At 71.2% G+C, this 26,270-nt stretch carries 22 protein-coding genes; 17 read left to right on the top strand and 5 right to left on the bottom strand.

All coding sequences use genetic code 11. The annotated features are described in order from the left end of the window. The first annotated feature begins 77 nt into the window (after positions 1–77). From DEJ25_RS04140 to DEJ25_RS04120, 5 genes are all read left to right on the top strand, one after another. Positions 78–428 (top strand): Lsr2 family protein, encoded by a 351-nt coding sequence (locus DEJ25_RS04140; RefSeq protein ID WP_111043862.1) that lies wholly within the window; start codon positions 78–80, stop codon positions 426–428. 188 nt (positions 429–616) lie between these two features. Further along, positions 617–1,021, top strand: a complete 405-nt coding sequence (locus tag DEJ25_RS04135; RefSeq protein WP_110902044.1) for a YraN family protein — start codon at positions 617–619, stop codon at positions 1,019–1,021. After that, complete coding sequence (locus DEJ25_RS04130; protein ID WP_258366412.1) at positions 1,018–2,541, top strand: YifB family Mg chelatase-like AAA ATPase; 1,524 nt, start codon at positions 1,018–1,020, stop codon at positions 2,539–2,541. The genes DEJ25_RS04135 and DEJ25_RS04130 overlap by 4 nt, the downstream gene beginning before the upstream one ends. Next, a complete protein-coding gene (gene dprA, locus DEJ25_RS04125; RefSeq protein WP_111043861.1) occupies positions 2,538–3,938 on the top strand; it encodes a DNA-processing protein DprA in 1,401 nt (466 codons plus the stop codon). The genes DEJ25_RS04130 and dprA overlap by 4 nt, the downstream gene beginning before the upstream one ends. A gap of 72 nt (positions 3,939–4,010) precedes the next feature. Beyond that, positions 4,011–4,997, top strand: a complete 987-nt coding sequence (locus tag DEJ25_RS04120; protein ID WP_375334537.1) for a tyrosine recombinase XerC — start codon at positions 4,011–4,013, stop codon at positions 4,995–4,997. On the opposite strand, the gene DEJ25_RS04115 is transcribed toward DEJ25_RS04120, so the two are convergent. After that, positions 4,982–5,515 carry a murein hydrolase activator EnvC gene (locus DEJ25_RS04115; RefSeq protein WP_181421431.1) on the bottom strand — a complete coding sequence of 178 codons (534 nt, stop codon included), beginning with the start codon at positions 5,513–5,515 and terminating at the stop codon, positions 4,982–4,984. The two genes, DEJ25_RS04120 and DEJ25_RS04115, sit on opposite strands and share 16 nt — an antisense overlap. 364 nt (positions 5,516–5,879) lie before the next feature. Between DEJ25_RS04115 and DEJ25_RS04110 the strand changes: the two genes are divergently transcribed. The 10 genes from DEJ25_RS04110 (at position 5,880) to DEJ25_RS04065 (ending at position 14,661) form a co-directional block, all read left to right on the top strand. Continuing rightward, complete coding sequence (locus DEJ25_RS04110) at positions 5,880–7,322, top strand: sugar porter family MFS transporter (protein WP_258366090.1); 1,443 nt, start codon at positions 5,880–5,882, stop codon at positions 7,320–7,322. A 269-nt stretch (positions 7,323–7,591) separates the two neighbouring features. Further along, positions 7,592–8,518 (top strand): 30S ribosomal protein S2, encoded by a 927-nt coding sequence (gene rpsB, locus DEJ25_RS04105; RefSeq protein WP_111043859.1) that lies wholly within the window; start codon positions 7,592–7,594, stop codon positions 8,516–8,518. 90 nt (positions 8,519–8,608) lie between these two features. Then, on the top strand, positions 8,609–9,436 hold the full coding sequence (gene tsf, locus DEJ25_RS04100) for a translation elongation factor Ts (RefSeq protein WP_111043858.1): 828 nt from the start codon (positions 8,609–8,611) through the stop codon (positions 9,434–9,436). Between the two features lie 105 nt (positions 9,437–9,541). Then, a complete protein-coding gene (gene pyrH / locus DEJ25_RS04095) occupies positions 9,542–10,261 on the top strand; it encodes a UMP kinase (RefSeq protein ID WP_110902050.1) in 720 nt (239 codons plus the stop codon). A gap of 54 nt (positions 10,262–10,315) precedes the next feature. After that, complete coding sequence (gene frr / locus DEJ25_RS04090; protein WP_111043857.1) at positions 10,316–10,870, top strand: ribosome recycling factor; 555 nt, start codon at positions 10,316–10,318, stop codon at positions 10,868–10,870. Next, on the top strand, positions 10,870–11,862 hold the full coding sequence (locus DEJ25_RS04085; protein WP_111043856.1) for a phosphatidate cytidylyltransferase: 993 nt from the start codon (positions 10,870–10,872) through the stop codon (positions 11,860–11,862). The genes frr and DEJ25_RS04085 overlap by 1 nt, the downstream gene beginning before the upstream one ends. An 86-nt stretch (positions 11,863–11,948) precedes the next feature. Then, positions 11,949–12,497 carry a DivIVA domain-containing protein gene (locus DEJ25_RS04080; RefSeq protein ID WP_110902053.1) on the top strand — a complete coding sequence of 183 codons (549 nt, stop codon included), beginning with the start codon at positions 11,949–11,951 and terminating at the stop codon, positions 12,495–12,497. 104 nt (positions 12,498–12,601) lie between these two features. Beyond that, on the top strand, positions 12,602–13,576 hold the full coding sequence (locus tag DEJ25_RS16950; protein ID WP_258366410.1) for a transglycosylase SLT domain-containing protein: 975 nt from the start codon (positions 12,602–12,604) through the stop codon (positions 13,574–13,576). 12 nt (positions 13,577–13,588) lie between these two features. Continuing rightward, positions 13,589–13,894: a hypothetical protein gene (locus DEJ25_RS04070; protein ID WP_181421432.1), complete on the top strand. Its 306-nt coding sequence runs from the start codon at positions 13,589–13,591 to the stop codon at positions 13,892–13,894. Beyond that, on the top strand, positions 13,891–14,661 hold the full coding sequence (locus DEJ25_RS04065; RefSeq protein WP_111043855.1) for an alpha/beta hydrolase: 771 nt from the start codon (positions 13,891–13,893) through the stop codon (positions 14,659–14,661). The genes DEJ25_RS04070 and DEJ25_RS04065 overlap by 4 nt, the downstream gene beginning before the upstream one ends. A gap of 44 nt (positions 14,662–14,705) precedes the next feature. Here the strand turns inward: DEJ25_RS04065 and DEJ25_RS04060 are convergent, their stop codons facing one another. Continuing rightward, on the bottom strand, positions 14,706–16,547 hold the full coding sequence (locus tag DEJ25_RS04060) for a hypothetical protein (RefSeq protein ID WP_181427340.1): 1,842 nt from the start codon (positions 16,545–16,547) through the stop codon (positions 14,706–14,708). A 183-nt stretch (positions 16,548–16,730) separates the two neighbouring features. On the opposite strand from DEJ25_RS04060, the gene DEJ25_RS04055 reads away from it, so the two are divergent. After that, positions 16,731–18,473 (top strand): hypothetical protein, encoded by a 1,743-nt coding sequence (locus DEJ25_RS04055; RefSeq protein WP_110902056.1) that lies wholly within the window; start codon positions 16,731–16,733, stop codon positions 18,471–18,473. Continuing rightward, positions 18,470–19,480 (top strand): tetratricopeptide repeat protein, encoded by a 1,011-nt coding sequence (locus tag DEJ25_RS04050; protein ID WP_111043854.1) that lies wholly within the window; start codon positions 18,470–18,472, stop codon positions 19,478–19,480. The genes DEJ25_RS04055 and DEJ25_RS04050 overlap by 4 nt, the downstream gene beginning before the upstream one ends. Before the next feature lie 102 nt (positions 19,481–19,582). Here the strand turns inward: DEJ25_RS04050 and glgB are convergent, their stop codons facing one another. The 3 genes from glgB to DEJ25_RS04035 form a co-directional block, all read right to left on the bottom strand. Then, entirely contained in the window at positions 19,583–22,066 is a 2,484-nt protein-coding gene (gene glgB / locus DEJ25_RS04045) for a 1,4-alpha-glucan branching protein GlgB (protein ID WP_258366086.1), read from the bottom strand. Continuing rightward, on the bottom strand, positions 22,063–24,120 hold the full coding sequence (locus DEJ25_RS04040) for a maltotransferase domain-containing protein (RefSeq protein WP_111043853.1): 2,058 nt from the start codon (positions 24,118–24,120) through the stop codon (positions 22,063–22,065). Before DEJ25_RS04040 ends, glgB begins: the two co-directional genes overlap by 4 nt. Positions 24,121–24,204: 84 nt before the next feature. Beyond that, on the bottom strand, positions 24,205–26,256 hold the full coding sequence (locus DEJ25_RS04035; RefSeq protein ID WP_111043852.1) for a glycogen-debranching protein: 2,052 nt from the start codon (positions 26,254–26,256) through the stop codon (positions 24,205–24,207). Between the last annotated feature and the right edge of the window lie 14 nt (positions 26,257–26,270).

Here is a 26,270-nt window from a genome sequence, read left to right as displayed (position 1 = left end):
GCTCGCCGGGGAATGTGACCCTTCGGCATTGTGCTGCGATACTCTGAGTTGCAATCCCGACTCTGAAGGAGTGAGAAATGGCGCAGAAGGTCACTGTCCAGCTCGTCGACGATCTCGACGATTCGCCGATCGCCGCTGGCGATGGCCGCACGGTCGAGTTCGCGTTCGACGGTTCGTCGTACGAGATCGACCTGTCGAACGACAACGTCGACAAGTTCCGGGACGCGATCTCGGACTACATCGCCGCGGCCCGCAAGACCGCTGGTCGTCGCACCGGTTCGACGGGCAAGAGCCCGTCGGGCCCGAAGCGCGGGAACTCCGAGGAACTCGGCAAGATCCGGGAGTGGGCGAAGGAGAACGGGTACGAGGTCTCTTCTCGTGGTCGTATCTCGACGCAGGTGCAGGAAGCGTACGCAGCCGCGCACTGAGCATCCGACCGGCGTTGGGTCGCTGGTCACGGCAGGAGCCGGACATTCCGTGAGGGATTGTCCGGCTTTTGTCATGGTGCGCGACATGGCCATGCAATTGTTCCTGCACAGGACGGTCGTTCCGCTCCTCTGTCCACAGATTTGCGGTGCCGACTCGATCGATTCCTGACCCGGTTCATCGTTGGTCCATGACGAAGCGTGCAGACCGACCGGATGCCGACCGCTGCCGTCCCGGCGCTGATCCGCGCCGTGCGACGGGCAATGCCGGAGAAGACCACGCCGTGGAATGGCTCGAGCGCCACGGGTTCTCGATCATCGACCGGAACTGGCGATGTGCGCGCGGAGAAGTGGACATCGTTGCGCGAGAGGACGACACGATCGTCTTCATCGAGGTGAAGAGCCGTACCGGGCAGAGCGCTGGACACCCGTTCGAGGCCGTGACGCCTCGCAAGCTCGCACGGATCCGACAGCTCGTCCCCGCATGGTTCCACGCGCACCGCGACCAGACGGCGCGAGCGATCCGGATCGACTGCATCGCCGTGACCATGGTCGCGGACCACGTGGCGATCGAACACGTCGAGGCACTCGGGTGAGCGACATCGGACGGACCTCGGCGGTCGCGCTGGTCGGGGTGCAGGGCAGCCTCGTCGAGGTGGAGGCGCACCTCACCAGCCAGCTGCCCGCGTTCAGCATCATCGGGTTGCCGGACACCTCGCTCGGGGAAGCCCGCGAACGAGTGCGGTCGGCAGCCGCGATGGCGGACTGCCCGCTGCCCTCACGGCGGATCACGGTCAACCTCACCCCGGCGAGCGTTCCGAAGCGCGGCTCCGGGTTCGATCTGGCGATCGCGATGGCCGTCCTCGCCGCCGCCGGTACCGCTCCCGGGGCCGACCGCCGTGTGGTCTACGTCGGGGAACTCGGACTGGACGGGCGGGTGCGACCAGTGCCGGGGATCATCCCGGTGGTCCTGGCCGCGCGCGCCGCCGGGATCGAACGTGTCGTACTGCCGGTGGGCAACCTCACCGAGGCGCGGGTCGTGCCGGACATCGCGCTCACCGCAGTGGACTCGCTCCGCTCGGCGGCGATCGACGCGGGGGCCGACCTGCCGGCGGGCTTCGCCGACCCCGTCCTGCCGCCACCAGTCCCGGACGACACGCTCCCGTCGCTGGAGCTCGCGGACGTGGTCGGCAACGCGATCGGCGTGCGTGCGGTCATCGCCGCGGCGGCCGGCGGGCATCACGTGCTGCTGCTGGGACCACCGGGCGCTGGCAAGACGATGCTCGCCGAACGGCTCCCGGCCCTGCTGCCCGACCTGGACCCGGACGCCGCGCTCGAGGTCGCGGCAGTCCGCTCCGTCGCCGGCCACGGGGAGCGCTCGTGGACACTGCGACCGCCGTGGGAGGCCCCGCACCACTCCGCCTCGGCCGCCGCCCTGATCGGCGGGGGGACCGGGCAGCTCCGGCCCGGTGCGGTGTCGCGAGCCACCCGCGGCGTGCTGTTCCTCGACGAGGCCACCGAGTTCCCACGGGCCGTGCTCGACGCGCTCCGACAGCCGCTAGAAGCCGGACGCATCACGGTCCACCGTGCAGGAGGGTCGGCGGAGTTCCCCGCGCGCTGCCAACTCGTGTTGGCCGCGAACCCGTGCCCGTGCGGCAACGCCGGGTCCACCGGCGGCGCCGCCTGCTCGTGCGTGCCGAGTGCGGTCCGACGCTACCTGGGGCGGCTCTCCGGACCGCTGCTCGACCGGATCGACATCCGCGTCGCGGTCCCGCGGGTGACGACCGGCATGCTCCGGGCCGACGAGGGAGCGACGCCGACCACCACCGCCGCGCGAGGGGTCGTGCTCGACGCCCGGAGCCGGATGGGGGACCGGTTGCGGGGGACCGGCTGGACCCGGAACGCCGAGGTGACCGGGTCGTGGTTGCGCGAAGACGGCCGCGCGGCCCCCGGTGCGACGGACCTGCTCGACCGGGGGCTCGACCTCGGGACGTTGACCATGCGGGGGTGGGACCGGGTGATGCGGCTGGCGTGGACGATGGCCGACCTCGACGGGGACGACCGACCGGAGCGGCGGCACGTCGAACGGGCGCTGGCGTTGCGGACCGCGCTGTGAGCGGCGTTGCGGACTCGCGGTCGCAGCGGGATCGGGATGCCGCCCTCGACCGGCTCCGGGGCGCCTCGGCCCATCGGTCCGGCGAGCGCGACGAGGTCCTCGCCCGTGTTGCGTGGTCGACCGTCGTCGAACCGGGGGACGCCGATGCAGGACAACTCGTCGCGCGACTCGGGGCTGGCCGGTCGATCCAGGCCGCCCTCGCTGCCCTCGACTCCGGTCCTGCGGCGTTGGCGGAGCTGCTGGTCGGTGCTGGTGCTGGTGCGGGTGCTGGTGCTGGTGCCGGTGCCGGTGCTTGCGCGGGTGTGGGTACCGGCACGGATGCGGGAGCCCGGGGCTCCGTGGACTCCGTGGACTCCGTGGGCTCCGCGGGCTCCGCTGTCGGAGCCTGCGACGAGGACGAGGTCCGCGACCGGCTGGTCGAGTCGACGGCCGCGGCGCTCGTCCCGGCGATCGCCCGGTGGCGGCCACGGCTCCTGCGGCTCGACGTCGACGCCGTGCTGTCGGCAGCGTCCGTCATCGGTTGCGCGCTCGTCGTCCCCGGCGACCCGGACTGGCCCGCGGGCGTCGACGACCTCGGACCGCACGCCCCCCTCGTCCTCTGGCGACGCGGTGCACCGTGCACCGCCGGACGGCCCTCGGTGGCGGTCGTCGGGTCCCGGGCGAACACGGTCCTCGGCGCCGAGGCAGCGGCCGAGATCACGTCCGCCGCGGCCGACGTCGGCTGCGTGATCGTGTCCGGAGGTGCCCACGGCATCGACGCCGTCGCACACCGGGTCGCGATGGCCGCCGGTGCGCCGACGGTCGCCGTGCTCGCCGGCGGGATCGACCAGCTCTACCCGGCCGCGAACACGGCGATGCTGCGGGCTGTCGCCGAGCACGGCGCCCTGCTCGCCGAGTGTCCGCCGGGGACCCGACCCTCGCGCTGGCGGTTCCTCGCCCGCAACCGGTTGATCGCGGCCCTCGCGACCACGACCGTGATCGTCGAGGCCGGAGCCCGATCCGGGGCGCTCAACACCGCGAACCACGCCGGACAGCTCGGACGGCCGGTGTTCGCCGTGCCCGGCCCGTACTCGTCGTCCGCGTCGGTCGGATGTCACCGACTGATCGCGGACCGGCGTGCCGAGCTCGTGGTGCAGCCCCGCGACCCGGCGGAGACGGCGGTGCGCCTGTGCTCCGGGGACCGGATCGTCGCCGGGGCCGAGGTCCCGATCGCGGGCGCGCGGATCGACCCGGAGGTGCTCCGCGTGGTCGACGCCCTCGCTCCGCGTCGGCCGACACCGGCGGACGAGGTGGCTCGGCGGTCGGGGTTGTCCCTCGTCGACACCACGGACGCCCTGGCGCTCGCGGAGCTGCAGGGTCTGGTGCAGCACGGCCCCGGTGGATGGACGACCTCGTGACGCGGGCGGCGGGACGAGTCCGGCGCGGGCGCGTCGATGCGCGAGCCCGCCCGGCGCGCCTACCCTGGCGTCATGCGGGACACCGAGGGCGACCGGGAGCGACAGCGCGGCATGCTCGGCGACGTCGTCCGGGTGTTCCTGGGCCACTGTCGGCACGGTCGGGGCCTCAGCGAGCAGACCGTCCGGGCGTACCGCGCCGACCTCGACGACCTCGTGGCGTTCGCGGCCGAGCGCCAGGTCGTCTCGGCGGCGGGTCTCACGCTCGAGGTGCTCCGGGACTGGCTCTGGGCAGCGACGGAACGCGGCCTCGCGCGGTCGACGATCGCCCGACGCAGCGCTTCGGTCCGGGCCTTCACCCGGTGGGCGAGCGAGACCGGTGTCCTGACGGTGGACCCGGGCGTCCGGCTCCGGGCTCCGAAGGGCGCTGCGCACCTGCCCCGGGTCGTCGCGCAGGACCAGGTGCGCTCGATGCTCGACGGGCTCGCCGTCCGTGCCGCGGATGACGATCCGGCAGCGCTCCGCGACCGCGCCGTCGTCGAACTGCTCTACGCCGCCGGCATCCGGGTGAGCGAACTCGTGGGGCTCGACCTCGGGGACGTCGACCGGACCCGGCTGACCGTCCGCGTGTTGGGCAAGGGCGGCAAGGAGCGGGTCGTGCCGTTCGGTGTCCCCGCACACGACGCCCTCGAAGCGTGGCTCGACCGCGGACGCCCGGTGCTCGCCGCAGCGGCAGCCGGAGCCGCGGGCGCGGTCGGAGCCTCACACGCAGCCGGTTCGGCGGGCACCGCCCTGTTCCTCGGCGACCGGGGGGCCCGACTCGGCACCCGGAGCGCCTACCGTGTCGTCGCCCGGCTCCTCGAGGCGCTGCCCGGTGAGGGCCCGAGCGGACCGCACACCTTCCGGCACACCGCGGCGACGCACCTGCTCGACGGGGGAGCGGACCTCCGTGCGGTGCAAGAGCTCCTCGGGCACGCGAGCCTCGGCACGACGCAGATCTACACCCACGTCTCGTCGGCCCGGCTCCGCGAGGTCTACCGCACCGCTCACCCCCGCGCCTGACGGTCCGGCAGCAGCACCGGCCACGCGGGGCTCGGCAGCAGCGGCAACGGGTCGACGTACGCGCCGTCGACCCGGGCACCGAGGTGCAGGCACGACGTCGTCAGCGGGCAGTGCCCGGCGCCGACCGTCCCGACTCGATCGCCCCGACGGACGAGCGTCCCCGCTGACACCGACGGCTCGACCGGGTCGAGTGTGCTCACCAGCCCGCCGCCGTGGTCGATCGTGACGACCGTCCGTCCGCCGACCTGCCCGGCGAACGCCACCATGCCGTCCGCTGGTGCCGTCGCCGGGGTGCCGGGTGGGGCCGGGACGTCGAGCCCGCGGTGGCCCGGCCCGTAGTCGGTGGCGGGAGCGTCCCACGGCCGGAGGACGACCCGGGTCGTCGTCGGCCACGACCACGGTGCCGGTGACCCGGGGGCCGCGTGCTGCGCCGGGTCCGATGCGGCGCCGGTGCCGGCGACGAGCACCAGCAGGACGATCAGCACCGCTGTCACCAGCACCGCCAGTACCACCAGCACGGCCCTCCCCGGAGGCACCGGACCCGCACGGACCCCCACCTGCCATGCCGCCTCGCACCGTCGCATCCCGACCTCCCGCATCCCGTCCTCCCGCTTCCGCCCTTCCCGCATCCCGACCTGCGCGTCCACGTTCCCGCGTCCGACGCGGCCACGGGGCCGACCGGACGCGGTCTGTGGAGGGCGACCCGGGCCTCCCGTCCGGTGCAGGACAGGTCGGACTGCACCACACCTGATGTGCTGAGCAGTCGCGGAAGGGGTACTGTCGGGGCCGCTCCGGACACCGCAACGCCGCTCGGACGGCGATCCAGCCGACCGCCGGGGCACCGTGCAGCACCCGGCACGGCGGCGGGAACCCAGGAGCATCGTGTCGACCACGACCACCGGACACGGCGACGACCGTGCGTTCAAGGGGAAGGTCACACTGTTCGCCATCGCGGCGGCGGTCGGTGGCTTCCTCTTCGGCTTCGACTCATCCGTGATCAACGGTGCCGTCGACGCGATCAAGGGTGAGTTCGACCTCTCCGACGCCGCCAGCGGCTTCGCGGTCGCCTCGGCCCTCATCGGCTGCGCCTTCGGCGCCTACTTCGCCGGCCGCCTCGCCGACCGCTTCGGCCGCACCAAGATCATGTTCTGGGCCGCCGTCCTGTTCTTCGTGTCCTCGATCGGCAGCGCGTTCGCATTCGCGACCTGGGACCTCGTCATCTGGCGCCTCGTCGGTGGCCTCGGCATCGGCACCGCCTCGGTCATCGCACCGGCGTACATCTCCGAGGTCTCACCGAAGGCCATCCGCGGGCGTCTGGCGTCGTTCCAGCAGCTCGCCATCACGCTCGGCATCTTCGCCGCGCTGCTCTCCGACCAGCTGTTCGCCGTGACCGCTGGCAGTGCGTCCTCAGAGGTCCTGGGCCTCGCCGCCTGGCGCTGGATGTTCCTGGTCGGTGTGATCCCGTCGATCGTCTACGGCGTCCTCGCGATCACCCTGCCGGAGTCGCCGCGCTACCTGCTCACGAAGGGCCGGAGCGACGACGCGCGCGAGGTGATGGGCAAGATCGTCCCGCGCGACACGGTGAACACGAGCCTGGAGGAGATCCAGGACGGCATCAAGAAGGAAGCCAACGAGAAGAAGGGCTCCATCCGGGGCAACCGCTTCGGGCTCCAGCCGATCGTCTGGGTCGGCATCATCCTGGCCGTGCTGCAGCAGTTCGTCGGCATCAACGTGATCTTCTACTACTCGACGACGCTCTGGCAGGCGGTCGGGTTCAAGGAGGAGCAGTCCTTCCTCATCTCGACGATCACCTCGGTGGTCAACGTCGCCGTCACCTTCATCGCGATCTTCCTGGTCGACAAGGTCGGTCGGAAGCCGCTGCTCATCGCGGGTTCCGCGGGCATGTTCGTGTCGTTGACGATGGTGGCGATCGCCTTCTCGCAGGCCTCGATCGTGAACGGCGAACCGCAGCTCCCCGGAGCGTGGGGCGTCATCGCGCTGGTCTTCGCGAACCTGTTCGTCGTGTCGTTCGGCGCCACCTGGGGTCCGCTCATGTGGGTCCTGCTCGGTGAGATGTTCCCGAACCGCATCCGAGCCACAGCGCTCGGCGTCGGCTCGGCCGCCAACTGGATCGCGAACTTCATCGTCACGATCTCGTTCCCGGTGCTCTCCGGCTTCAACCTCACGGTCACGTACGGCATCTACGCGCTGTTCGCCCTGCTCTCGCTCTTCTTCGTCATCGCGAAGATCCCCGAGACGAAGGGCCGCTCCCTCGAGGAGATGGGCATCAGCGCCGAGGGCGACGCCGTGAGCGCCAAGTCCTGATCCGCTCCGTCCACGTCCGGGAGGCCCGGATCAGGTCAGCCGCTCGGCTCGCGTGATCCGGGCCTCCCTTCTGTTAGCATTTCCCCAGCAGCGCGCCGAGCGTGCTGACTTCGCGTGTCCACGCAGTACACACGGTCATCGGTCCCGCTCTCGCGAGCGGGCGGCTGTGTGTCAGGGCACCAGGGACCATGACCTCCGGTCGTGGTCGACACAACCGCACCAGGTGCACGGTCATGCCGTGCGCCGAGAAGACAGAAGGAGGACGGCACATGGCCGTCGTCACCATCCGCCAGCTGCTCGACAGCGGCGTCCACTTCGGACACCAGACCCGTCGGTGGAACCCGAAGGTGAAGCGATTCATCCTCGCTGAGCGCTCCGGCATCCACATCATCGACCTGCAGCAGTCGCTGGCCTTCATCGACCGCGCGTACGACTTCGTCAAGGAGACGGTCTCGCACGGCGGCACGATCCTCTTCGTGGGCACCAAGAAGCAGGCGCAGGGCTCCATCGCCGAGCAGGCGACCCGCGTCGGCCAGCCGTACGTCAACCAGCGTTGGCTCGGCGGTCTGCTCACGAACTTCCAGACGGTCTCCAAGCGCCTCGCGCGCATGAAGGAGCTCGAGGAGATCGACTTCGACGACACGACGAAGGGCTTCACCAAGAAGGAGCTCCTCATCAAGAAGCGCGAGCTGGACAAGCTCCACAAGACCCTCGGTGGTATCCGCAACCTCACGCGGACCCCGAGCGCGCTCTGGATCGTCGACACCAAGAAGGAGCACCTCGCCGTCGACGAGGCGCAGAAGCTCGGGATCCCGATCATCGGCATCCTCGACACCAACTGCGACCCGGACGAGATCACGTACCCGATCCCGGGCAACGACGACGCGATCCGCTCCGTCGGTCTCCTCACCCGCATCGTCGCCGACGCGGCGGCCGAGGGTCTGAAGGCCCGTCACAACGGTGGCGACGACGACGCAGCCGCCGAGCCGCTCGCCGAGTGGGAGCAGGAGCTCCTCGGTGGCGAGAGCGCGACCCCGGCCGCCGACGCCGCTCCGGAGGGCGCGACCGTCCAGGAGAACGACGCCGACGCACAGGCCGCGGCGAAGGAGATCGGCGAGCCGATCGCCGACGCCGACAAGAACGCCGAGCCGACGGCCGAGGCCGCCGCCGCTGCGGAGGCCACCCCCGCCGAGTGAGCACCCGGGGCGCCGGACCGTCACCGGTCCGGCGCCCCTGCTCCGCTCCCCAATCTCCACACACGCACAGTCCAGAAAGGACTCCAGGCAATGGCAAACTTCACCGCTGCTGACGTGAAGAAGCTCCGCGAGGACCTCGGCGCCGGCATGATGGACGCCAAGAACGCCCTCGTCGAGGCTGACGGCGACTACGACAAGGCCGTCGAACTGCTCCGCATCAAGGGCGCGAAGGCCGTCGCCAAGCGCGACGACCGTGCGACCTCGGAAGGTGTCGTCGTGGCATCGGCCGACAACGGTGCCGCCACCGTCGTCGAGCTCGCCAGCGAGACCGACTTCGTCGCCAAGAACGAGAAGTTCACGACCCTGGCCGACAAGGTGCTCGGAGCGGTCGCCGCTGCCGGGGCCACCGACGTCGCCTCCGCGAACGCCGCGCCGCTCGACGGCAAGACGGTGCTCGAGGTCGTCAACGAGAACGCCGCCGCACTCGGCGAGAAGCTCGAGGTCCGCACGGTCCGCCGTGTCGAGGGCTCGGCCTTCGAGATCTACCTGCACAAGACGAGCCAGGACCTGCCGCCGCAGATCGCCGTCGTCGTCGCGTACGAGGGTGACAACGCCCCCGAGGCGCGTTCGATCGCGCAGCACGTCGCGTTCGCGAACCCGTCGTACCTGACGCGCGCCGAGGTCCCGACCGAGGCCATCGAGAAGGAGCGCGCGACCGTCGAGGCGATCACGCGCGAAGAGGGCAAGCCCGAGGCTGCGCTCCCGAAGATCGTCGAGGGCCGCGTCAACGCCTTCATCAAGGGCATCTCGCTCCTCGACCAGGACTACGCGAAGGACAACAAGATCTCCGTCGCGAAGGCCGCCGAGAACGCCGGCATCACGATCCAGGGCTTCGCCCGCGTCAAGGTCGGCGCGTAACGAACCCATGACGGGGCCAGGAACCAACCGGTTCCTGGCCCCGTTGTCGTGCGCCCCCGCGCACCGAGTACATTTCCACGAGACCACGACGAAGGGTGCCCCGACATGACCGACGAGAAGACCGGACGCCGACGAGTCCTGCTGAAGCTGTCGGGAGAGGCGTTCGGTGCCGGATCCCTGGGCGTCAACCCGGACGTCATCAGCACCATCGCGAAGCAGATCGCCAGCGCCGCCCGAGAGGTCGAGGTCGCGATCGTCGTCGGCGGTGGCAACTTCTTCCGCGGCGCCGAGCTGTCGCAGCGCGGCATGGACCGCGGTCGCGCCGACTACATGGGGATGCTCGGCACCGTCATGAACGCCCTCGCGCTGCAGGACTTCCTCGAGCAGGCCGGCGCCGCCACGCGCGTGCAGTCGGCGATCAGCATGACCCAGGTTGCCGAGCAGTACATCCCGCGGCGTGCCGAGCGTCACCTCGAGAAGGGCCGTGTGGTCATCTTCGGCGCGGGCGCGGGCCTGCCGTACTTCTCGACCGACACCGTCGCGGCGCAGCGTGCGCTCGAGATCGGTGCCGACGAGGTGCTCGTGGCCAAGAACGGCGTCGACGGCGTGTACTCCGCGGACCCCAAGAAGGACCCGACCGCCGAGAAGTTGCACCACGTCACCTACCAGGACGCGCTGCTCAAGGGCCTCAAGGTCGTCGACGCAACGGCGTTCTCGCTCTGCATGGACAACGGCATGCCGATGCACGTCTTCGGCATGGAGGGCGAGGGCAACGTCCGCGCCGCGATCCAGGGCGAGCGCATCGGCACCGTCGTCAGCAACTGACCGGCGCACCGCCGCCGACTGACTAGACTCGACCCGTACCGAAGGAGAACCACCGTGATCAGTGACGTCATGACCGATGCGACCGAGAAGATGGCGAAGGCCGTCGACGTGGCGAAGGACGACTTCGGCACCGTGCGCACCGGACGCATCAACGCCGCGCTCTTCCAGAAGATCCCGGTCGAGTACTACGGGTCCCCGACCCCCCTCGCGCAGCTCGCGTCCCTGCAGACGCCGGAAGCCCGCACGCTCATCGTGACGCCGTACGACAAGACGGCGCTCAAGGAGATCGAACGTGCCATCGCGACCTTCCCGAACCTCGGTGCGAGCCCGACCAACGACGGCGAGATCGTCCGTGTGACGATCCCCGAGCTCTCGGCCGAGCGCCGCAAGGAGTTCGTGAAGATCGTCAAGAGCAAGGGTGAGGACCACAAGGTCGTCCTCCGCAACATCCGACGCAAGGCGAAGGACGACCTCGACGCGCTGAAGGGCGAGGTGTCCGACGACGACATCGCCCGCAGCGACAAGGAGCTCGACGCCCTGACGAAGAAGCACGTCGACCAGATCGACGAGGCGCTGAAGAAGAAGGAAGCCGAACTCCTCGAGGTCTGATGCGCCGTCCCGACCAGGGCGACGACCGCCCCACATCTGATGACCGCCGCACGTCGGGGTTCCGACAGGACTTCGACGCGCGGGCGAGGGCGGCCCGGAACGACTTCGAGGCGCAGATCCGTCAGCGCCGTGCCGAGTTCGGTGCGCGGAACGAGGCACTGACAGCGCGGACCGGACGGAACCTGCCGGCAGCCATCGCGATCGCCCTGGCGTTCGCGGTGGTCATGCTCGGGTCGCTGCTGCTGTACACCCCGTCGTTCATGGTCGTGGCCGCGTTCCTGCTCGGGCTCGGCGTCTACGAACTGGCGAGCGCGATGCGGTTCGCCGGTCGTGACGTCCCCCGGATCCCGAGCGTCGCGGTCGCGATCGCCACGGTGCCGGCGGCGTTCCTGGGCGGGCAGATCTGGGCGCTGTTCACGCTGCTCGGCGGTGTCGTGTTCATCTCGCTCTGGCGTCTCGTCGAGGTCGCGGTGTCGCGCTCGAAGCCGCCGGCGGCGAGCGTGGCGCGGGACCTGACGAACGGCCTGTTCGTCCAGGCGTACGTGACCCTGCTCGGCGCCTGCGTGGTGCTGCTGTCCGCGCAGGAACAGGGGCAGCTCTGGGTCGTCGGGTTCATCCTCGTGGTCGTCGCCGTGGACACCGGGGCCTACGCCACCGGCATCAACCTCGGCAAGCACCCGATGGCTCCGCGGATCAGCCCGAAGAAGACCTGGGAGGGCTTCGGCGGCTCGGTCGGTGCGAGCATCGTCGTCGGCATCCTGGTCACCTGGCTCATGCTCGGTCTGCCCTGGTGGACCGGGATCATCCTCGGGGTGTTGATCTCCGGGTCCGCCACCCTCGGCGACCTCACCGAGTCGATGATCAAGCGAGACCTGGGCATCAAGGACATCTCGTCGTTCTTGCCCGGCCACGGGGGACTGCTGGACCGGATCGACAGCATCCTGCCGTCCGCGGCCATCGCGTACCTGATGTACCTCGTCGTCAACCACTGACGGTCTGCTCGCCCCGTCGCTCCTCCTGAGCGGACGGCCCCGCGCGTCCAGGTGGCGCACTGGTCGGAGCCTGGCACAATGGCGCCGTGCCATCGACGTTCCCGACTGCCCCCCGCTCGGTCCTCGGCTACGACTCCGACGAGGTCGATCACTTCCTCGAAGACGCTCGTCGCGCGTACACCGCCAACGACAGTGCCCCGGGGATCGAGGCCGCCAAGATCCGTGCGACGGCCTTCTCGATGAAGAAGGGCGGGTACTCGACCGTGCACGTCGACGCCGCGCTCGAGCGACTGGAGGACGCCTTCGCCGCCCGTGAGCGTGAGCGCGAGATCGCGGACGTCGGCCAGAAGGCCTGGTACGCGGAGGCGCGGGGGAAGGCCTCGGACGTCGTCGCGCGACTGGGACGTCCCGACGCGCAGCGGTTCCAGCGGGTCAACTTCCTGACGACCGGGTACCACCCGAAGGACGTGGACGCGTTCTCCCGTCGGCTGCACGGGTACTTCAAGGACGGCAAGCCGCTGAGCCTGACCGAGGTGCGATCCGTCGTGTTCCGTCCGAAGCACGGCGGGTACCGCGAAGCGCAGGTCGACGCACTGCTCGACGCCGTCATCGAGGTCATGCTCGCCGTCCGCTGAGGCCGCCTCGAGGACCTGCACCGGGCCTCCCGTCCGCACCGGACCGACTCACCTGGGTCAGGTGCTTCGCTTTCCGTGATCGTTCCGTTATCCTGGACTGACTCATGGGCAGGCACACGGCAGACAACCGATCCGACCGCGGAACCCGCGCAACGGACGATCTCGCGATCGTCAGTGAGCGCCGAGCGGCGAAGAACCGAATCCGCACGACGGAGACCTCGGTCGCCCGTCCGGTGACCGCACCGCAGGCGCAGCAGCACGTCGCTCCCGTCATCGCGCCGGTGTCCGTCGCGGCGAACCGTGTCTCGGACGCCTCCGCGGCCCGTGCCGCCGTCGCGCCGACCCTCACCGCACCGCGTGTCGTGCGTCGTGCACGCAGCCGCGCGGTCGCCCCGGTCAAGCCGTCGGCGCCGCGGTCCTTCGGGGGCTTCGTCCGGCAGCGCTCGACGATCCCCGTGCTCTCCTTCTTCGCGGTGTCTGCCTTCGTCGGCGGGTCGCTCTTCAACCCGATGCAGACGGACGCCGCGTCGGCCGCGCCCGTGCTGGCACCGGCACCGATCTCGGTGCCGCAGCAGTTCTCGGCGCACGGCACGTACGGCGACTTCGACGCAGCGCGTGACGGCTTCGACGTGACCAAGCCGGCGCCGAAGCCGGTACCGACGCCGAGCCCCACCGCGTCGCCGGACACCGACGCGACCGACACTGACGTGGCGACGACGTCGACGTCCGCCCAGAAGCCGGTCGCCAGCACGCCGGTCGCGCCCGTCGCCACGCCGGACCCGGGCAGTGCCCAGGCCATCGGCCAGCAGATGGTCGCCGCTCGCGGTTGGGGCAACGACCAGTACAGCTGCCTCGTCTCCCTGTGGAACAAGGAGTCCGGCTGGCGGGTCAACGCCTACAACCCGAGTGGCGCGTACGGCATCCCGCAGTCGCTGCCGGGCAGCAAGATGGCATCCGCCGGTGCCGACTGGCAGACCAACCCGGCCACGCAGATCACCTGGGGTCTCAACTACATCACCGGTGTCTACGGCACTCCCTGTGGCGCCTGGGCGCACAGCGTCTCGTACAACTGGTACTGATCGGCGATCGGGGTGCCGCGGAGCAACCGGCCGCGGAGCCCTCGCGGTCGTGGTCATGACGTCGAGCCGGAGGACTCCGGCTTCAACCGCATGCTCAACGGCTGGCGGCGCACCGAACACCGGCGTGGTCGCGAGTGGTCGGTCCAGCCGATCTCGGCAGCGTCCGCGCAGAAGGAGTACCTCTGCCCGGGCTGCGGCCTGACGATCGAGCCCGGCGTCGCACACGTCGTGGTCTGGCGTGCGGACGGCGTCCTCGGCGACGCAGCCGACCTGGCAGCGCGGCGGCACTGGCACCACCACTGCTGGAGCATCGCATGACGTCCGAGCCTGCACCCACCGCAGACAGCGCCGAGATCCGGTCCGGCACGGTCCTTCCCGCCACTCGTACTGACATCGAGCTCGTCACCGACGACCACCTGACCCTCGTCGGCGAGTTGGCAGAACCGCTCGACCGGCCCGCGCGGGGAACCGTCGTCGCCCTGCACCCGCTGCCGACTGCGCAGGGCTTCATGGACTCACACGTCCTGAAGAAGGCCGCCGCGCGCCTGCCCGCGCTGGCCGACATCGCGGTGCTGCGCTTCAACTTCCGATCGGTCACCTCACCTCGCGGTACCTCGGAGGGTGTCTTCGGCGACGGCGTGTCCGAGGGGTTCGACCTCCGTGCCGCCGTGCACGACGTCGTCGAGCGGCGGCTGCCGACGCCGTGGTTGGTCGGCTGGTCGTTCGGCACGGAGGTCGTCCTCAAGCACGCCCTCGAGCACGTCGAGGCGGGGCACGTCGCCGGTGTGGTCCTGCTGTCGCCGCCGTTGCACCGGACCTCCGACGAGGAACTCGCGCGTTGGGCCGCGGTCGAGGTGCCGGTGGTCGCCCTCGTCCCCGAGCACGACGACTTCCTGCAGCCCGACGAGGCAGCCCGACGGTTCGCCATCGCCCCGACGGTCCGGGTCGTTCCCGTTGCGGGGGCGAAGCACCTGTGGGTGGGGGAGAAGTACGTGCGGATCGTCCTTGACGCGATCGCCGATCTCGTCGTCCCGGGCAGCGCTCCGCTGCCGACCCACTGGCCCGCGGACGACCAGCGCCCATAGCCCGGCCCCGTCCGAGGACGGGGCCGACGCTGCGGACGGCGTCGTCAGCGGACCCTGTCGTCCCGCTCGTCGGAGTCCGACCGGTCGCCCTGCGCCGGCGCCTGCTCGTCGATGACGCCAGCTGCATGGCTCAGGACGCCACGGAGGTTCTCCAGGTACCCCGCCACGGCTTCCCGCTCGGTCCGGATCGCCCCCAGCCGGTCCTCCGCATCGGCCAAGAGCTCGGCGGTCCGGTCCTCGGCGTCTGCGACGAGGCGGTGCGCACGCTCCTGTGCCTCGCGCACCAGGTCGGCGGCGTGCTCCTGCGCGGCGGTCTCCTGTCGGCGGGCGAGGTCCGTGGCTTCCCGCTCGAGGCGGTCGGCGGTCTCACGTGCCGTGGTGGCGCGGCGGGTGGCCTCGGCGAGCTGGAGGTTCGCCTCATCCAGGTACTTCTGCGTCTCGGTGACCGTGGCACGGTGCCGGTCGAGGTACTCCTGCTCGGCGTCGTCGCGGCGCGCGGCGAGTTCGGTCTCGAGGGCCGCGCGGGCGTCGTCACGTTCGCGGGCGATCTCGGCACGCACCTCGTCGCGTTCCTGGGCGAGACCGGCGCGGGCCGTGTCGATCTCCTGGCGGAGGGCGGTGCGCTCGGCCAACAGGTCGTCGAGTTCCGCCGTGCGACGGTCGGCGATCTCGGTGTCGACCTCGGCGTGCTCGCGTTCCCGACGGGCGGCGAGTTCGTTCTCGTGTTCCCGGGCGGCGCGCTCGGCCTCGGCGGTGGCGGCGGCGCGCTCACGTTCGATGCGGGCGACGTGCTCGGCGGTCTCGCGCTCGATCCGGTCGGTGGTCTCCTGCACCCGGCGGGCGTTCTCGGCCGCGGTCTGCTCGGAGTCGACCCGGAGCTGGGCACGCGCGGCCGCGATCTCCTGCTCGAGGTCGGTTCGGGCGACGGCGAGCTCGCGGTCCCACTCGGCGCGGGCGGCGGCCAGCTCCTCGTCGAGGGCACTCCGACGGTCGTCGATCTCGGCGGCGAGTCCGGCCCGGCGCTGGTCGACCTCCGCGGCCAGTTCCGCCCGACGGGTCTCGAGTTCGAGTTCGAGGGCGCGGCGCGCCTCACCGTGCTCGCGCTCCCATGCGGTGCGGGCTTCGGTCAGCGTGCGTTCCAGCTGCTCACGGCGGGTGCGCTCCTCGCGGTCGAGGTCCTCGAGGCGACGGGCCTGGTCGGCCTCGAAGACGCTGCGGCGGTGCTCGGTCTCGCGGTCGAGGTCGGCGGCGGCACGACGGGCATCGGCGGACTCACGCTGGGCGACCTCGCGGAGTTCGGCGACCTCGTGCTCGACCTGGGCGCGGAGGGCGTTGGTCTCGCGGATGGCGACCGAGCGGACCTCGGCGGCCTCGGTGACGGCGGCTCCACGGATGGCGGCGGCTTCGTTGCGGGCGTCCTGCACGAGGATGCCGGCCTCGGAGCGGGCGCGCTCGACGGTGTCGGCGGACTCGGCACGGGCGCGGGAGAGCTCGTTGGTCGCACGGGTGCGGGCGTCCTCGAGCGTGACCTGGGCTTCGTCGCGGGCTTCGCGCAGGGTGCGCTCGGCCTCGGTGCGGCTGGTGGCGCGGAGCCGCTGGGCGTCGATGTCGGCCTGGCTGATCAGTCGGGTGGACTGCTCCTCCGCGACGCGGAGGGTGGACTCGAGCCGGGTGCCGAGGCCGCTGTAGGTGGGGGTGCCGGCCTCGTCGAGCTCGCCCTGCAGGTCCGAGACACGGGACTGCAGGAGACGGATCTCCTTCGCCGCCTCGGCCCGGTCGGTGTTCGACTTGATCAGTTCGCGGCGGAGGTCGTTCAGAGCCCGTTCGACCTCGTCCTTGCGGTAGCCCCGCAGCTCGGTCCCGAACTCTGCCTCGTCGTTCGCCACGTGTCGCTCCCTGTGGTCGTCCCGGACCACCCCGTGCAGTCCGGACCCCGATTGTAGTGGTGCGTCCGCGTCGGCTCCTGAGGCATGCGGCGGACCCGGGGATGCGCCTCCCAGCTGTCCTGGGTACCCTGGGCCGTTGTCCTGCGCCGATCCACCCACCCCGGCGCGGAGGGAGAGAGATCCGTGCGATTCGTCCTGGCGATCGTCAGCTTCGTCATCGGGGTGCTCCTCGTCGGCCTGGGAGTCGGGCAGCGGACCGTGTTCGCGCCACCCACCTCGATCGTCGCGGCGACGAGCGGGACGAACGCCGCTCCCGTGACCGTGCTGCCCGGCAGCGTCCTCAACGCGAACCCCGGCTACCAGCGCGTCAACGTCTCGGGCTCCGGCAAGGTGTTCGCCGCCTACGGCAAGACGTCGGACGTCGACGCGTGGATCGGTGACGCCGAACACACCACCCTCCGCTACGACGCCGAGGACGCCTCCCTGCAGTCCCGCACCACCGGATCCGGCTCCGACCTGCCCGACCCGAAGGGCAGCGACCTCTGGTACCAGGAGTACGACGATGCCCGTCAGTTCACCGTCCGGCTGCCGGCCGACGTGTCGCTCGTGGTGATGGGCGACGGCTCGGACGCCGCACCCTCGGACATCTCCGTGACGTGGCCGCGCGACACCGCCACGCCCTCCGTGGGTCCGCTGCTGACCGCCGGAGGGGTCTTCGTGCTCGGCGGCCTGGTGCTGCTCGTCTGGGCCTTCCTGCACCAGCGCCGGTCCCGTGGCCCGCGTCGTCGGAGCGGGGGCGGGCGCCCGCCGCGCGTGCGTGCCTCCCGTCGAGCCGCCGCGGCCGGAGCCCAGGTGCCGGCCCGCAGCCGACGTGGTCGCCGCGCGATCATCGCCGTGCCGGTCCTCGTCGCCGGTGCACTCGTGCTGAGCGGCTGCTCCTCGGAGTACTGGCCGACCGGCGGTGGCGCGGACGTCACCCCGACACCGACCGCCACGGCGACCGGTGCCGCTGCCGCGGACACCTCGACCGCCGCGACGAAGCAGCAGATCGGCCGCATCGTGTCCCGCGTGGCGGAGGTCGCCGAGAAGGCCGACGCCGACAAGGACGCCGACCTCGCCGCCACCCGCTTCACCGGTCCGGCGCTCGAGATCCGCAAGGCGAACTACACCATCCGCGACAGTGACGACAAGGCGCAGGCCCTGCCCGCCGTGGACGCCGACGACGTGTGCGTCGCGCTGCCGCAGCAGACCGACACCTGGCCGCGGACCGTGTTCGCCGTGGTCGCCGCGGACTGCACCGACAAGAAGACGGCCCCGCAGGCGCTGACCCTCGTGCAGCAGGACGCCCGTTCCGACTACAAGGTCGAGTACGCGGTCTCGCTCGAGGCCGATGCACAGTTGCCGTCGCTCGCGCCGACCTCCGTCGGTGCCGCTCAGCTCGCTCCGGACACGAAGCTCCTGGCGCTGGCGCCGAACGCCGTCGCCGCGGCGTACGGCGACATCCTCTCGAAGGACACCGAGAGCGAGTCGGCCGACCTGTTCGACAGCGACGGGGACGACCTGCGATCGCGCATCGGCAAGTCCTACAAGGACGAGAAGGCGAAGGGGCTGCCGGACACCGCGAAGATCGAGTACTCGTCCGAGGTGCCCGAGGACACCGCCCTGGCCCTCGCGACGAACACCGCCGGTGCGCTCGTGTCCGTCGACCTCAACGAGGTCGAGAAGGTCACCCCGACGGCGGACGGTGCCGAGGTCAACCCCGAGGGTGCTGTCAAGGCGCTGTCGGGTGTGGACTCCAGCACCAAGGGCGTGACGGCCACGTACGGCGTCCAGTTGCTCTTCTCCGTGCCCCCCGTGGGCTCGGACGACAAGATAGAACTCCTCGGGTTCACTCAGGGCCTGATCGCAGCGAGTGAGGTGCAATGACCAACGTCCCCCCGACCCCGTCCAGCTTGCGTGGAGCGGTCGACCTCTCGTCCCTCGTCGACCGGGCGCAGCGTCCGCCGCAGGGCCCCGGCGTCCCGGCGGCGGCAGCCCCGAGCGGGCCTGCCGCCGGTGCTCCGGCAGCCGGAGCCGCTGGTGACGGCGTACTGAGCGTCCCGTCCCTCGTGATGGACGTCACGGATCAGAGCTTCCAGGACATCGTCCAGCTCTCCACCGTCGTCCCGGTCATCGTCGACATCTGGGCCGAGTGGTGCGGCCCGTGCAAGCAGCTCTCGCCGGTCCTCGAACGACTGACCGAGGAGTACGCGGGTCGCATCGTCCTCGCCAAGGTCGACGCGGACACCAACCCGCAGCTCGTCCAGGCGTTCCAGGCGCAGTCGATCCCGACGGTCGCCGCGGTGATCGGTGGCCGCCCGCTCGGGCTCTTCGTCGGCGCACTGCCCGAGGCCGAGGTCCGCGACGTGTTCGAGCAGGTCCTGCAGGCGGCGGAGCAGAACGGCATCGCCGGCCGGGTCCAGGTCGACGGCGCGATCGAGGCGGACGACGCCGAGCAGGGCGAGCCGGAACCGGAGCCGCTGCCGCCGCACCACCAGGCCGCGTACGACGCGATCGAGGCCGGCGACTACGCCACCGCGATCAGCGAGTACCGCACCGCGATCCTGCAGGATCCGCACGACCAGATGGCCGTCGCCGGTCTGGCGCAGGTCTCGCTGCTCGACCGTCTCGCCGGCAAGACGGCGGACGAGATCCGGGCAGCAGCCGGCGCCGGTCCGTCGGCCGTGGCGGCGCAGCTCGCGGTCGCCGACCTCGACATCAGCGGAGGGCACGTCGAGGACGCCTTCGGACGTCTCCTCGACCTCGTCCCGACGGTCTTCGGTGAGGACCGTGAAGCCCTCCGCGTGCGGCTGGTCGAGTACTTCGAGCTGATCGGTGCCGAGGACCCGCGCGTCGTCGCGGCGCGACGGCGACTCGCCAACGCGCTCTACTGAGCCGCGGCGCGCTCGACGCGACACAGGACAGACGGGAGGCCCGGTACCAGCTGGTACCGGGCCTCCCGTCCGTTCCGTGTGCCCCCGCGGGGGAGGTGTGCGTTACTCGGCCAGTCGCAGCCAGACCGCGCCGAGCGGCGGCACGACGAGGTTCGCGGAGGCGGGGCGGCCCGCCCACGGGACGTCCTCGGCCTCGACCGAGCCGAGGTTGCCGACACCAGAACCGCCGTACGCCGACGCATCGGTGTTGAGCACCTCGTTCCAGGTGCCCGCCGTCGGCAGCCCGAAGCGGTGCTCGACGGGGACGCCGGAGAAGTTGACGAAGACCGCCAGCTTCTCGTCGCCCGCCTTGCGGAGGAACCCGAGCGTCGAGTGCGGCGCGTCACCGCTCTCGAGCCACTCGAAGCCCTCGGCGCTGGCGTCGAACGTCCAGAGCGCCGGGTTCTCCTTGTAGACGCGGTTCAGCTCGGCGACCAGGTCCTGCACGCCGCGGTGGCCCGGGTCGTCGAGGAGCCACCAGTCGAGGCCGTTCGCCTCGCTCCACTCCGAGGGCTGCGCGAACTCCTGGCCCATGAAGAGCAGCTGCTTGCCGGGGTGCGCCCACATGAACGCCAGGTAGGCGCGCACGTTGGCGAGCTTCTGCCACTCGTCGCCGGGCATCTTGCCGTAGAGCGAGCCCTTGCCGTGCACGACCTCGTCGTGGCTGATCGGCAGGGTGAACTGCTCGCTGAAGGCGTAGACGAACGAGAACGTGATCTCGTCGTGGTGGTACGAGCGGAAGGCCGGGTCACGCTCGACGTACTGCAGCGTGTCGTGCATCCAGCCCATGTTCCACTTCTGCCCGAAGCCGAGCCCGCCGGCGCTCGTCGGCCGGGTGACGCCGGGCCACGAGGTCGATTCCTCGGCGATCATCACGATGCCGGGGTAGCGCTTGTAGGCGGTCGCGTTCGTCTCCTGCAGGAGCGAGATCGCCTCGAGGTTCTCGCGGCCGCCGTGGATGTTCGGCAGCCACTCGGTGCGGGAGTAGTCGAGGTACAGCATCGAGGCCACCGCGTCGACCCGGAGGCCGTCGATGTGGAACTCCTCGAGCCAGTACAGCGCGTTCGCGACGAGGAAGTTGCGCACCTGCGGCTGCCCGAAGTCGAACACGTAGGTGCCCCAGTCGAGCTGCTCGCCGCGGCGGGGGTCCGGGTGTTCGAACAGTGCGTAGCCGTCGAACTTCGCCAGCGCCCACTCGTCCTTCGGGAAGTGACCGGGGACCCAGTCCATGATCACGCCGATGCCGGCCGAGTGCAGTCGGTCGATGAGGTACCGCAGGTCGTCGGGTGAGCCGAACCGTGCCGTCGGCGAGTAGTAGCCGGTGACCTGGTAGCCCCACGACCCGCCGAACGGGTGCTCGGCGAGCGGCAGGAACTGGACATGGGTGAAGCCCGTGTACTGGACGTGCCCGATGAGGTCGTCCGCGACCTCGCGGTAGCTCAACCCCGGACGCCACGAGCCGAGGTGCACCTCGTAGACGCTCATCGGTGCGTCGTGGGTGGTCGTGGTGGCACGCGCGGCCATCCACCGCTCGTCACCCTCCGACCAGGTGTGGTGTGCGCTCGTGATCACGGAGGCGGTGAGCGGCGGGACCTCGGTCCGGCGGGCGAACGGGTCGGCCCGCTCCACCCAACCGCTGTCGGTGAGGATCTGGAACTTGTAGCGCTGCCCCTCGAGGGCACCGGGCCAGAACAACTCCCACACGCCGAGGTCGTTCAGACGGCGCATCGCGGTGGTGCGGCCCTCCCAGCCCTCGAAGTCGCCGATCACGCGGACCGCGGTGGCACGCGGAGCCCACACGGCGAACGCCACGCCGTCGACGCCGTCCACGGTCTGGACGTGCGCACCGAGGTGGTGCCAGAGCTGCTCGTCGCGGCCCTCGCCGAACAGGTGCAGGTCGAGCTCGCCGAGCGTCGGCGGGAACCGGTACGCGTCGTCGGTGGTCCAGGTCTCGTCGTCCTCGTAGTCGGCCTCGACGCGGTAGCGGCCGAGCTCGCCGCGGGTCGCGCCGGCCCAGACGCCCTCGCCCTCATGACGGAGTTCGACGTCGTCGCCGTCCGGTCGGACGATGCGGACCGCGGTCGCCAGGTGGCGGACCACGCGGACGCTCGTGCCACCGTCGACCGGGTGCGGGCCGAGCACGTCGTGCGGCTGGGACCACCGGCCCTCGGCGACCTGCTGGCGGATCCACTCGTCGACGGGACCGGGTACCGGTTCCGTCGTGGCGGCGGTGGTGCTGGGGGACGTGGCGGGCGCGCCGTCCGTCCGGGAGGCGGCGGTCGCCTCCGTCTCGTCCGGTGCGTCCGTCGTCACTCCGCCGGCGAGGGTGGCCGACTCCGGCACGTCGCGTGAGGGTGTCTCGGGTGCGGCGGCCGGAACGCCCGGGAGGTCCTCACCCGGTGCCGAGGTGTTCGGCTCGGTGCGGACGACCTGACGGGGGATCGCGGGCGGCGGCGGCGGGACCGGCGGCAGGCCCGGTCCACGGGGCGGCTGTGGTGCGCCGTCCAGTGCTGCGCTGTTCTGCCCGGTGCTGTTGGGATCGGTCATCGGTGCGGTCCTTCCACGACGAGCAGGTGCACGGGCTCCTGGAAGGCATCCAGGCGCACGTAGTTCGAGGAGCCCCAGGTCCAGCGGGCACCGGTCACGACGTCGCGGACGTCGAACTCGGTGCCGGGCTCGAGCCCGAGGGCGGTGAGGTCGAGGTGCACGGTCGTCTCACGAGCGGAGTGCGGGTCGACGTTCGCCACGACGATCACCGTGTCGTCCCGACCGGACCGGGTGAACCGGCCGGGCAGGTGCTTGGAGTACACGACGATGGCGTCGTCCTCGGCACTGTGCACGGTGGTGTTCCGCAGCTGCCGGAGCGCAGGGTGCGCCGACCGCAGGCGGTTGAGCATCGTCACGTAGGGGGCGAGGCTCGCGCCCTCCGCCTCGGCGAGCGCGAAGTCACGGGGCTTGTACTCGTACTTCTCGTTGTCGATGTTCTCCTCGGAGCCCGGGCGGGCGACGTCCTCGAAGAGCTCGTACCCGGCGTACATGCCCCACGTCGGGGCGCCGGTCGCGGCGAGGGCGGCGCGCACCTTGTAGCCGGCACGGCCGCCGTACTGCAGGAACTCGGTGAGGATGTCCGGCGTGTTCACGAAGAGGTTCGGGCGCAGGTAGGCGCTCGTCTCGTGGGAGAGCTCGTCGAAGTACGTCTCGATCTCCTCCTTCGTGTTCCGCCAGGTGAAGTACGAGTACGACTGCTGGAACCCGGTCTCGGCCAGGGCGCGCATCATCGCCGGGCGGGTGAACGCCTCGGCGAGGAACACGACGTCCGGGTGCTCGTCGCGGACCTCACGGATCACGCGCTCCCAGAACCACAGCGGCTTGGTGTGCGGGTTGTCGACGCGGAACACCTTGACGCCGAACGTGATCCAGTGGCGCAGGACACGGAGCACCTCGGCGACCAGGCCCTCGGGGTCGGTGTCGAACTGGATCGGGTAGATGTCCTGGTACCGCTTCGGCGGGTTCTCGGCCGTGGCGATGGAGCCGTCGGCGCGGACCGTGAACCACTCCGGGTGCTCGGTGACCCAGGGGTGGTCGGGGGAGCACTGCAGGGCGAAGTCGAGTGCGACCTCCATGCCGGTGTTCTTCGCGGTCTCGACGAAGGCGCGGAAGTCGTCCTCGGTGCCGAGGTCCGGGTGGATGGCGTCATGGCCACCCTCCGGCCCACCGATCGCCCAGGGGCTGCCCGGGTCGTCCGGTCCGGCGGTCAACGTGTTGTTCGGGCCCTTGCGGGCGGTCCGGCCGATCGGGTGGATCGGCGGCAGGTAGACGATCTCGAAGCCCATCCGGGCCACGGCGGGCAGACGACGGGCCGCGGTCCGGAAGTCGCCGCTCTTCCACGAGCCGTCCGGGTTGCGCTTGGCGCCCTCGCTGCGGGGGAAGAACTCGTACCAGGCGCCGACGCCGGCGCGGGTGCGCTCGACGTCGAGCAGCTGCAGGGCGGAGCTCGTGCGCAGCGAGTCGATCGGTGTCTCAGCGATCTCGGCGACGACGCGCGGGTCGTCCACGGCGGCCAGGCGTTCGGCCGCGTCGAGGTCGGTGTCCCGCAGGCGGGCCGCGGCACGGGTGGCCACGGCGGAGCCCTGACGGTCGAGCAGTGCGGCACCGTCGAGCAGGGTCGCCTCGGTGTCGACGCCGGCGGCGATCTTCAGTCGGGCGCCGTGCACCCAGGTCGCCCAGTCGTCGGAGTACGCCTCGACGTGCCACTCCCAGACACCGGTGCCCTCGACCTGCACGGTCGCCTCGTAGCGATCGGTGCCCGCGGCGACCAGCGTGAGCGGGACGCGGAGGGTGCGCTCCACGGGCTGCAGCGCCGCCGGTGCGGGGGTCTGCTGGGCGACCGCCTGCGTCGTCTCGGGCTTCTGGCCGAGGGGCCGGACGAGGACGAGGTCCGCGCCGATGATGCCGTGCCCCTCCCGGAAGACGGTCGCACCGAACGTGATCACCTCCCCGTCGAAGCCCTTGCCCGGGAAGCCGTTCGGCGTCGTCGGGGCGAGTTCGGTGATCGGGATGCGCCCGATCTTCGGACGCCGGGGTCGGTCTACGGAGGCCACGGAGCAGACGCTACCCGGCTGGGCCGTCCGTGTTCCCCGGGAAGCGTGTCGCGCCTCCCGACCCGGTGCCGAGCCGGCCGACCGTCAGACGACCTCGAAGACGTGGATGCCGGGGCCGTAGGCCGTGAACACGGTGCCGGCGGGGCGGTGTCGGTCGTGGTCGCGGTGCTTCTCGCTGGACCAGGCCAGCCGGTACGTGAAGACGTCCTCGCGCGTCGGCAGCGTCAGGTCGCGGGTGCGTCCACTGCCGTGCACGACCACCAGCACGCGGTCGTAGGGCTCGTGCTCCGGCGTCGACTCGACGAAGTACTGCAGGGCACGGTGGATGGGCTGGTCCCAGCCCTCGGCCGTCATCGCCTGCCCGTCCGGGCCGTACCAGCTCATCCGCGACGCCGAGGGGGTGGTCTGCCCGGGGACGCCGAAGCGCGACGGACGGAGCGCCGGGTGCGCCGCGCGGAGCCGGGTCAGGGCGGCCATCGCCTCGGTCATGGACTCGGCGTCCTCGTCGTCCGACCAGTCCACCGGTGCCAGGTCGTCGGACACGACGTAGGCGTTGTTGTTGCCGTTCTGGGTCCGGCTGCGCTCGTCACCTGCGGTGATCATCGGGACTCCGGCGGAGAGCAGGACGGTCGCCATCAGGTTCCGCATCGACCGCCCGCGCGCTGCACGGACGCCCCGATCCGCCGTGTCGCCCTCGATGCCGTGGTTGAACGAACGGTTGTCGTTCGAGCCGTCGCGGTTCTCCTCGCCGTTCGCCTCGTTGTGCTTCGCGTCGAAGGACACCAGGTCGTGCAGGGTGAAGCCGTCGTGGGCGGTCACGAAGTTGACGCCGGACAGCGGGCCGCGCTCCGCCCCGAACAGGTGGCGGGAACCGGTGAGGGCCCCGGCGAGCGCCCCGATCCCGGCGTCCGGGGCACCGCGGCGGCGTTCGTCGGCGATGTCCTCGAGCCAGAACTTCCGGACCGTGTCGCGGAACCCGTCGTTCCACTCGAGGGTGCGGGCACCGAAGGAACCGGTACGCCACCCGTCCGGCCCGACGTCCCACGGTTCCGCGATGACGAGCGTGTCCTGCAGGTCGGGGTGGTTCCGGATCCGCTCGAGCAGCGGGTGCTCGGGGTCGAACACGTGGTCGGCGTCGCGGGCCAGCGACGCCATCAGGTCGAAGCGGAAGCCGTCGACCTGGACCTCACGCGCCCAGTAGCGCAGGCTGTCGAGGACCAGGTCGGCGGTCGCCGTCACCGAGGTGTCGAGGGTGTTGCCGCAGCCCGTCGTGTCGTAGTAGGTGTCGGTGTCCGACCAGCGGTAGCGGCCGGCACCGTCGATCCCGCGGAGCGAGGTCGTGGGGCCGCCGAGACCCTCTTCCGCGGTGTGGTTGTAGACGACGTCGAGGACCACCTGGATCCCCGCCTCGTGCAGCAGTCGGACCATGCCCTTGAACTCGCGGAGCACCCCGTCGGCACCGGCGGCCCGGGCTCCGGCGGAGGCGTGGCCCGCGTGCGGGGCGAAGAAGCCGAGCGTGTTGTAGCCCCACGCGTTCTCGCGCCCGGCCTCGCGCAGCCAGCGCTCGGTGTCGAACGCCTGCACGGGCAGCAGCTCCAGCGTCGTCACGCCGATGCGCTGCAGGTGGGCGATGGTGCTCTCGTGCGCGATGCCGGCGTACGTGCCACGGAGCTCCTCGGGGACGGCCGGGTTCGCGCTCGTGAAGGTCCGGACGTTCGCCTCGTAGACGACGGCCCGGTCGAGGGGGACGACGGGCTTCGTGACGCCGCCCCAGTCGAAGTCGCCGTCGACGACGACGCTGGTCCAGCGGGTGCCGTCGGCGCCGGCCTCGGCGTCGGCGTCGGCGTCGGTCGCGACGATCCCGCGTGCGTACGGGTCGAGGAGCGGGCGCGTCGGGTCGAAATCGTGCCGTGGCCCCGACGGTCCGTCCACGAGCAGGTGGTACGTGTCCCCGACCTGCACGCCGGGCGTGCTGGCGCTCCACTCGTCGGTGTCGCCCTGGCGTGCCAGGGGGAAGGCGCCCCGGCCGTCGACGACCACCGTCACCGCGGTCGCCGAGGCGGACCGCACCGTCATCCGGGGGTCGCCGTCGTCGACCCGGAAGCCGGGCGTGGTCTCGGTCGCGGTCTCGTACACGCCCCCAGGGTACG

Source organism: Curtobacterium sp. MCPF17_011 (genome assembly GCF_003234145.1).
In the GTDB taxonomy this organism is placed as follows: Bacteria; Actinomycetota; Actinomycetes; order Actinomycetales; family Microbacteriaceae; genus Curtobacterium.
Note: the sequence above shows the minus strand (reverse complement) of the source record. Positions and strands in the feature narration are given on the sequence as shown.

Bases quoted from the DNA above. Each gene is read 5' to 3' on its own strand.
- DEJ25_RS04120 (WP_375334537.1), top strand. From the start codon at position 4,011: ATGCGGGACACCGAGGGCGACCGGGAGCGACAGCGCGGCATGCTCGGC.
- DEJ25_RS04065 (WP_111043855.1), top strand. From the start codon at position 13,891: ATGACGTCCGAGCCTGCACCCACCGCAGACAGCGCCGAGATCCGGTCC.
- DEJ25_RS04135 (WP_110902044.1), top strand. From the start codon at position 617: ATGACGAAGCGTGCAGACCGACCGGATGCCGACCGCTGCCGTCCCGGC.
- DEJ25_RS04050 (WP_111043854.1), top strand. From the start codon at position 18,470: ATGACCAACGTCCCCCCGACCCCGTCCAGCTTGCGTGGAGCGGTCGAC.
- DEJ25_RS04140 (WP_111043862.1), top strand. From the start codon at position 78: ATGGCGCAGAAGGTCACTGTCCAGCTCGTCGACGATCTCGACGATTCG.
- DEJ25_RS04085 (WP_111043856.1), top strand. From the start codon at position 10,870: ATGCGCCGTCCCGACCAGGGCGACGACCGCCCCACATCTGATGACCGC.
- DEJ25_RS16950 (WP_258366410.1), top strand. From the start codon at position 12,602: ATGGGCAGGCACACGGCAGACAACCGATCCGACCGCGGAACCCGCGCA.
- rpsB (WP_111043859.1), top strand. From the start codon at position 7,592: ATGGCCGTCGTCACCATCCGCCAGCTGCTCGACAGCGGCGTCCACTTC.
- tsf (WP_111043858.1), top strand. From the start codon at position 8,609: ATGGCAAACTTCACCGCTGCTGACGTGAAGAAGCTCCGCGAGGACCTC.
- glgB (WP_258366086.1), bottom strand. From the start codon at position 22,066: ATGACCGATCCCAACAGCACCGGGCAGAACAGCGCAGCACTGGACGGC.
- pyrH (WP_110902050.1), top strand. From the start codon at position 9,542: ATGACCGACGAGAAGACCGGACGCCGACGAGTCCTGCTGAAGCTGTCG.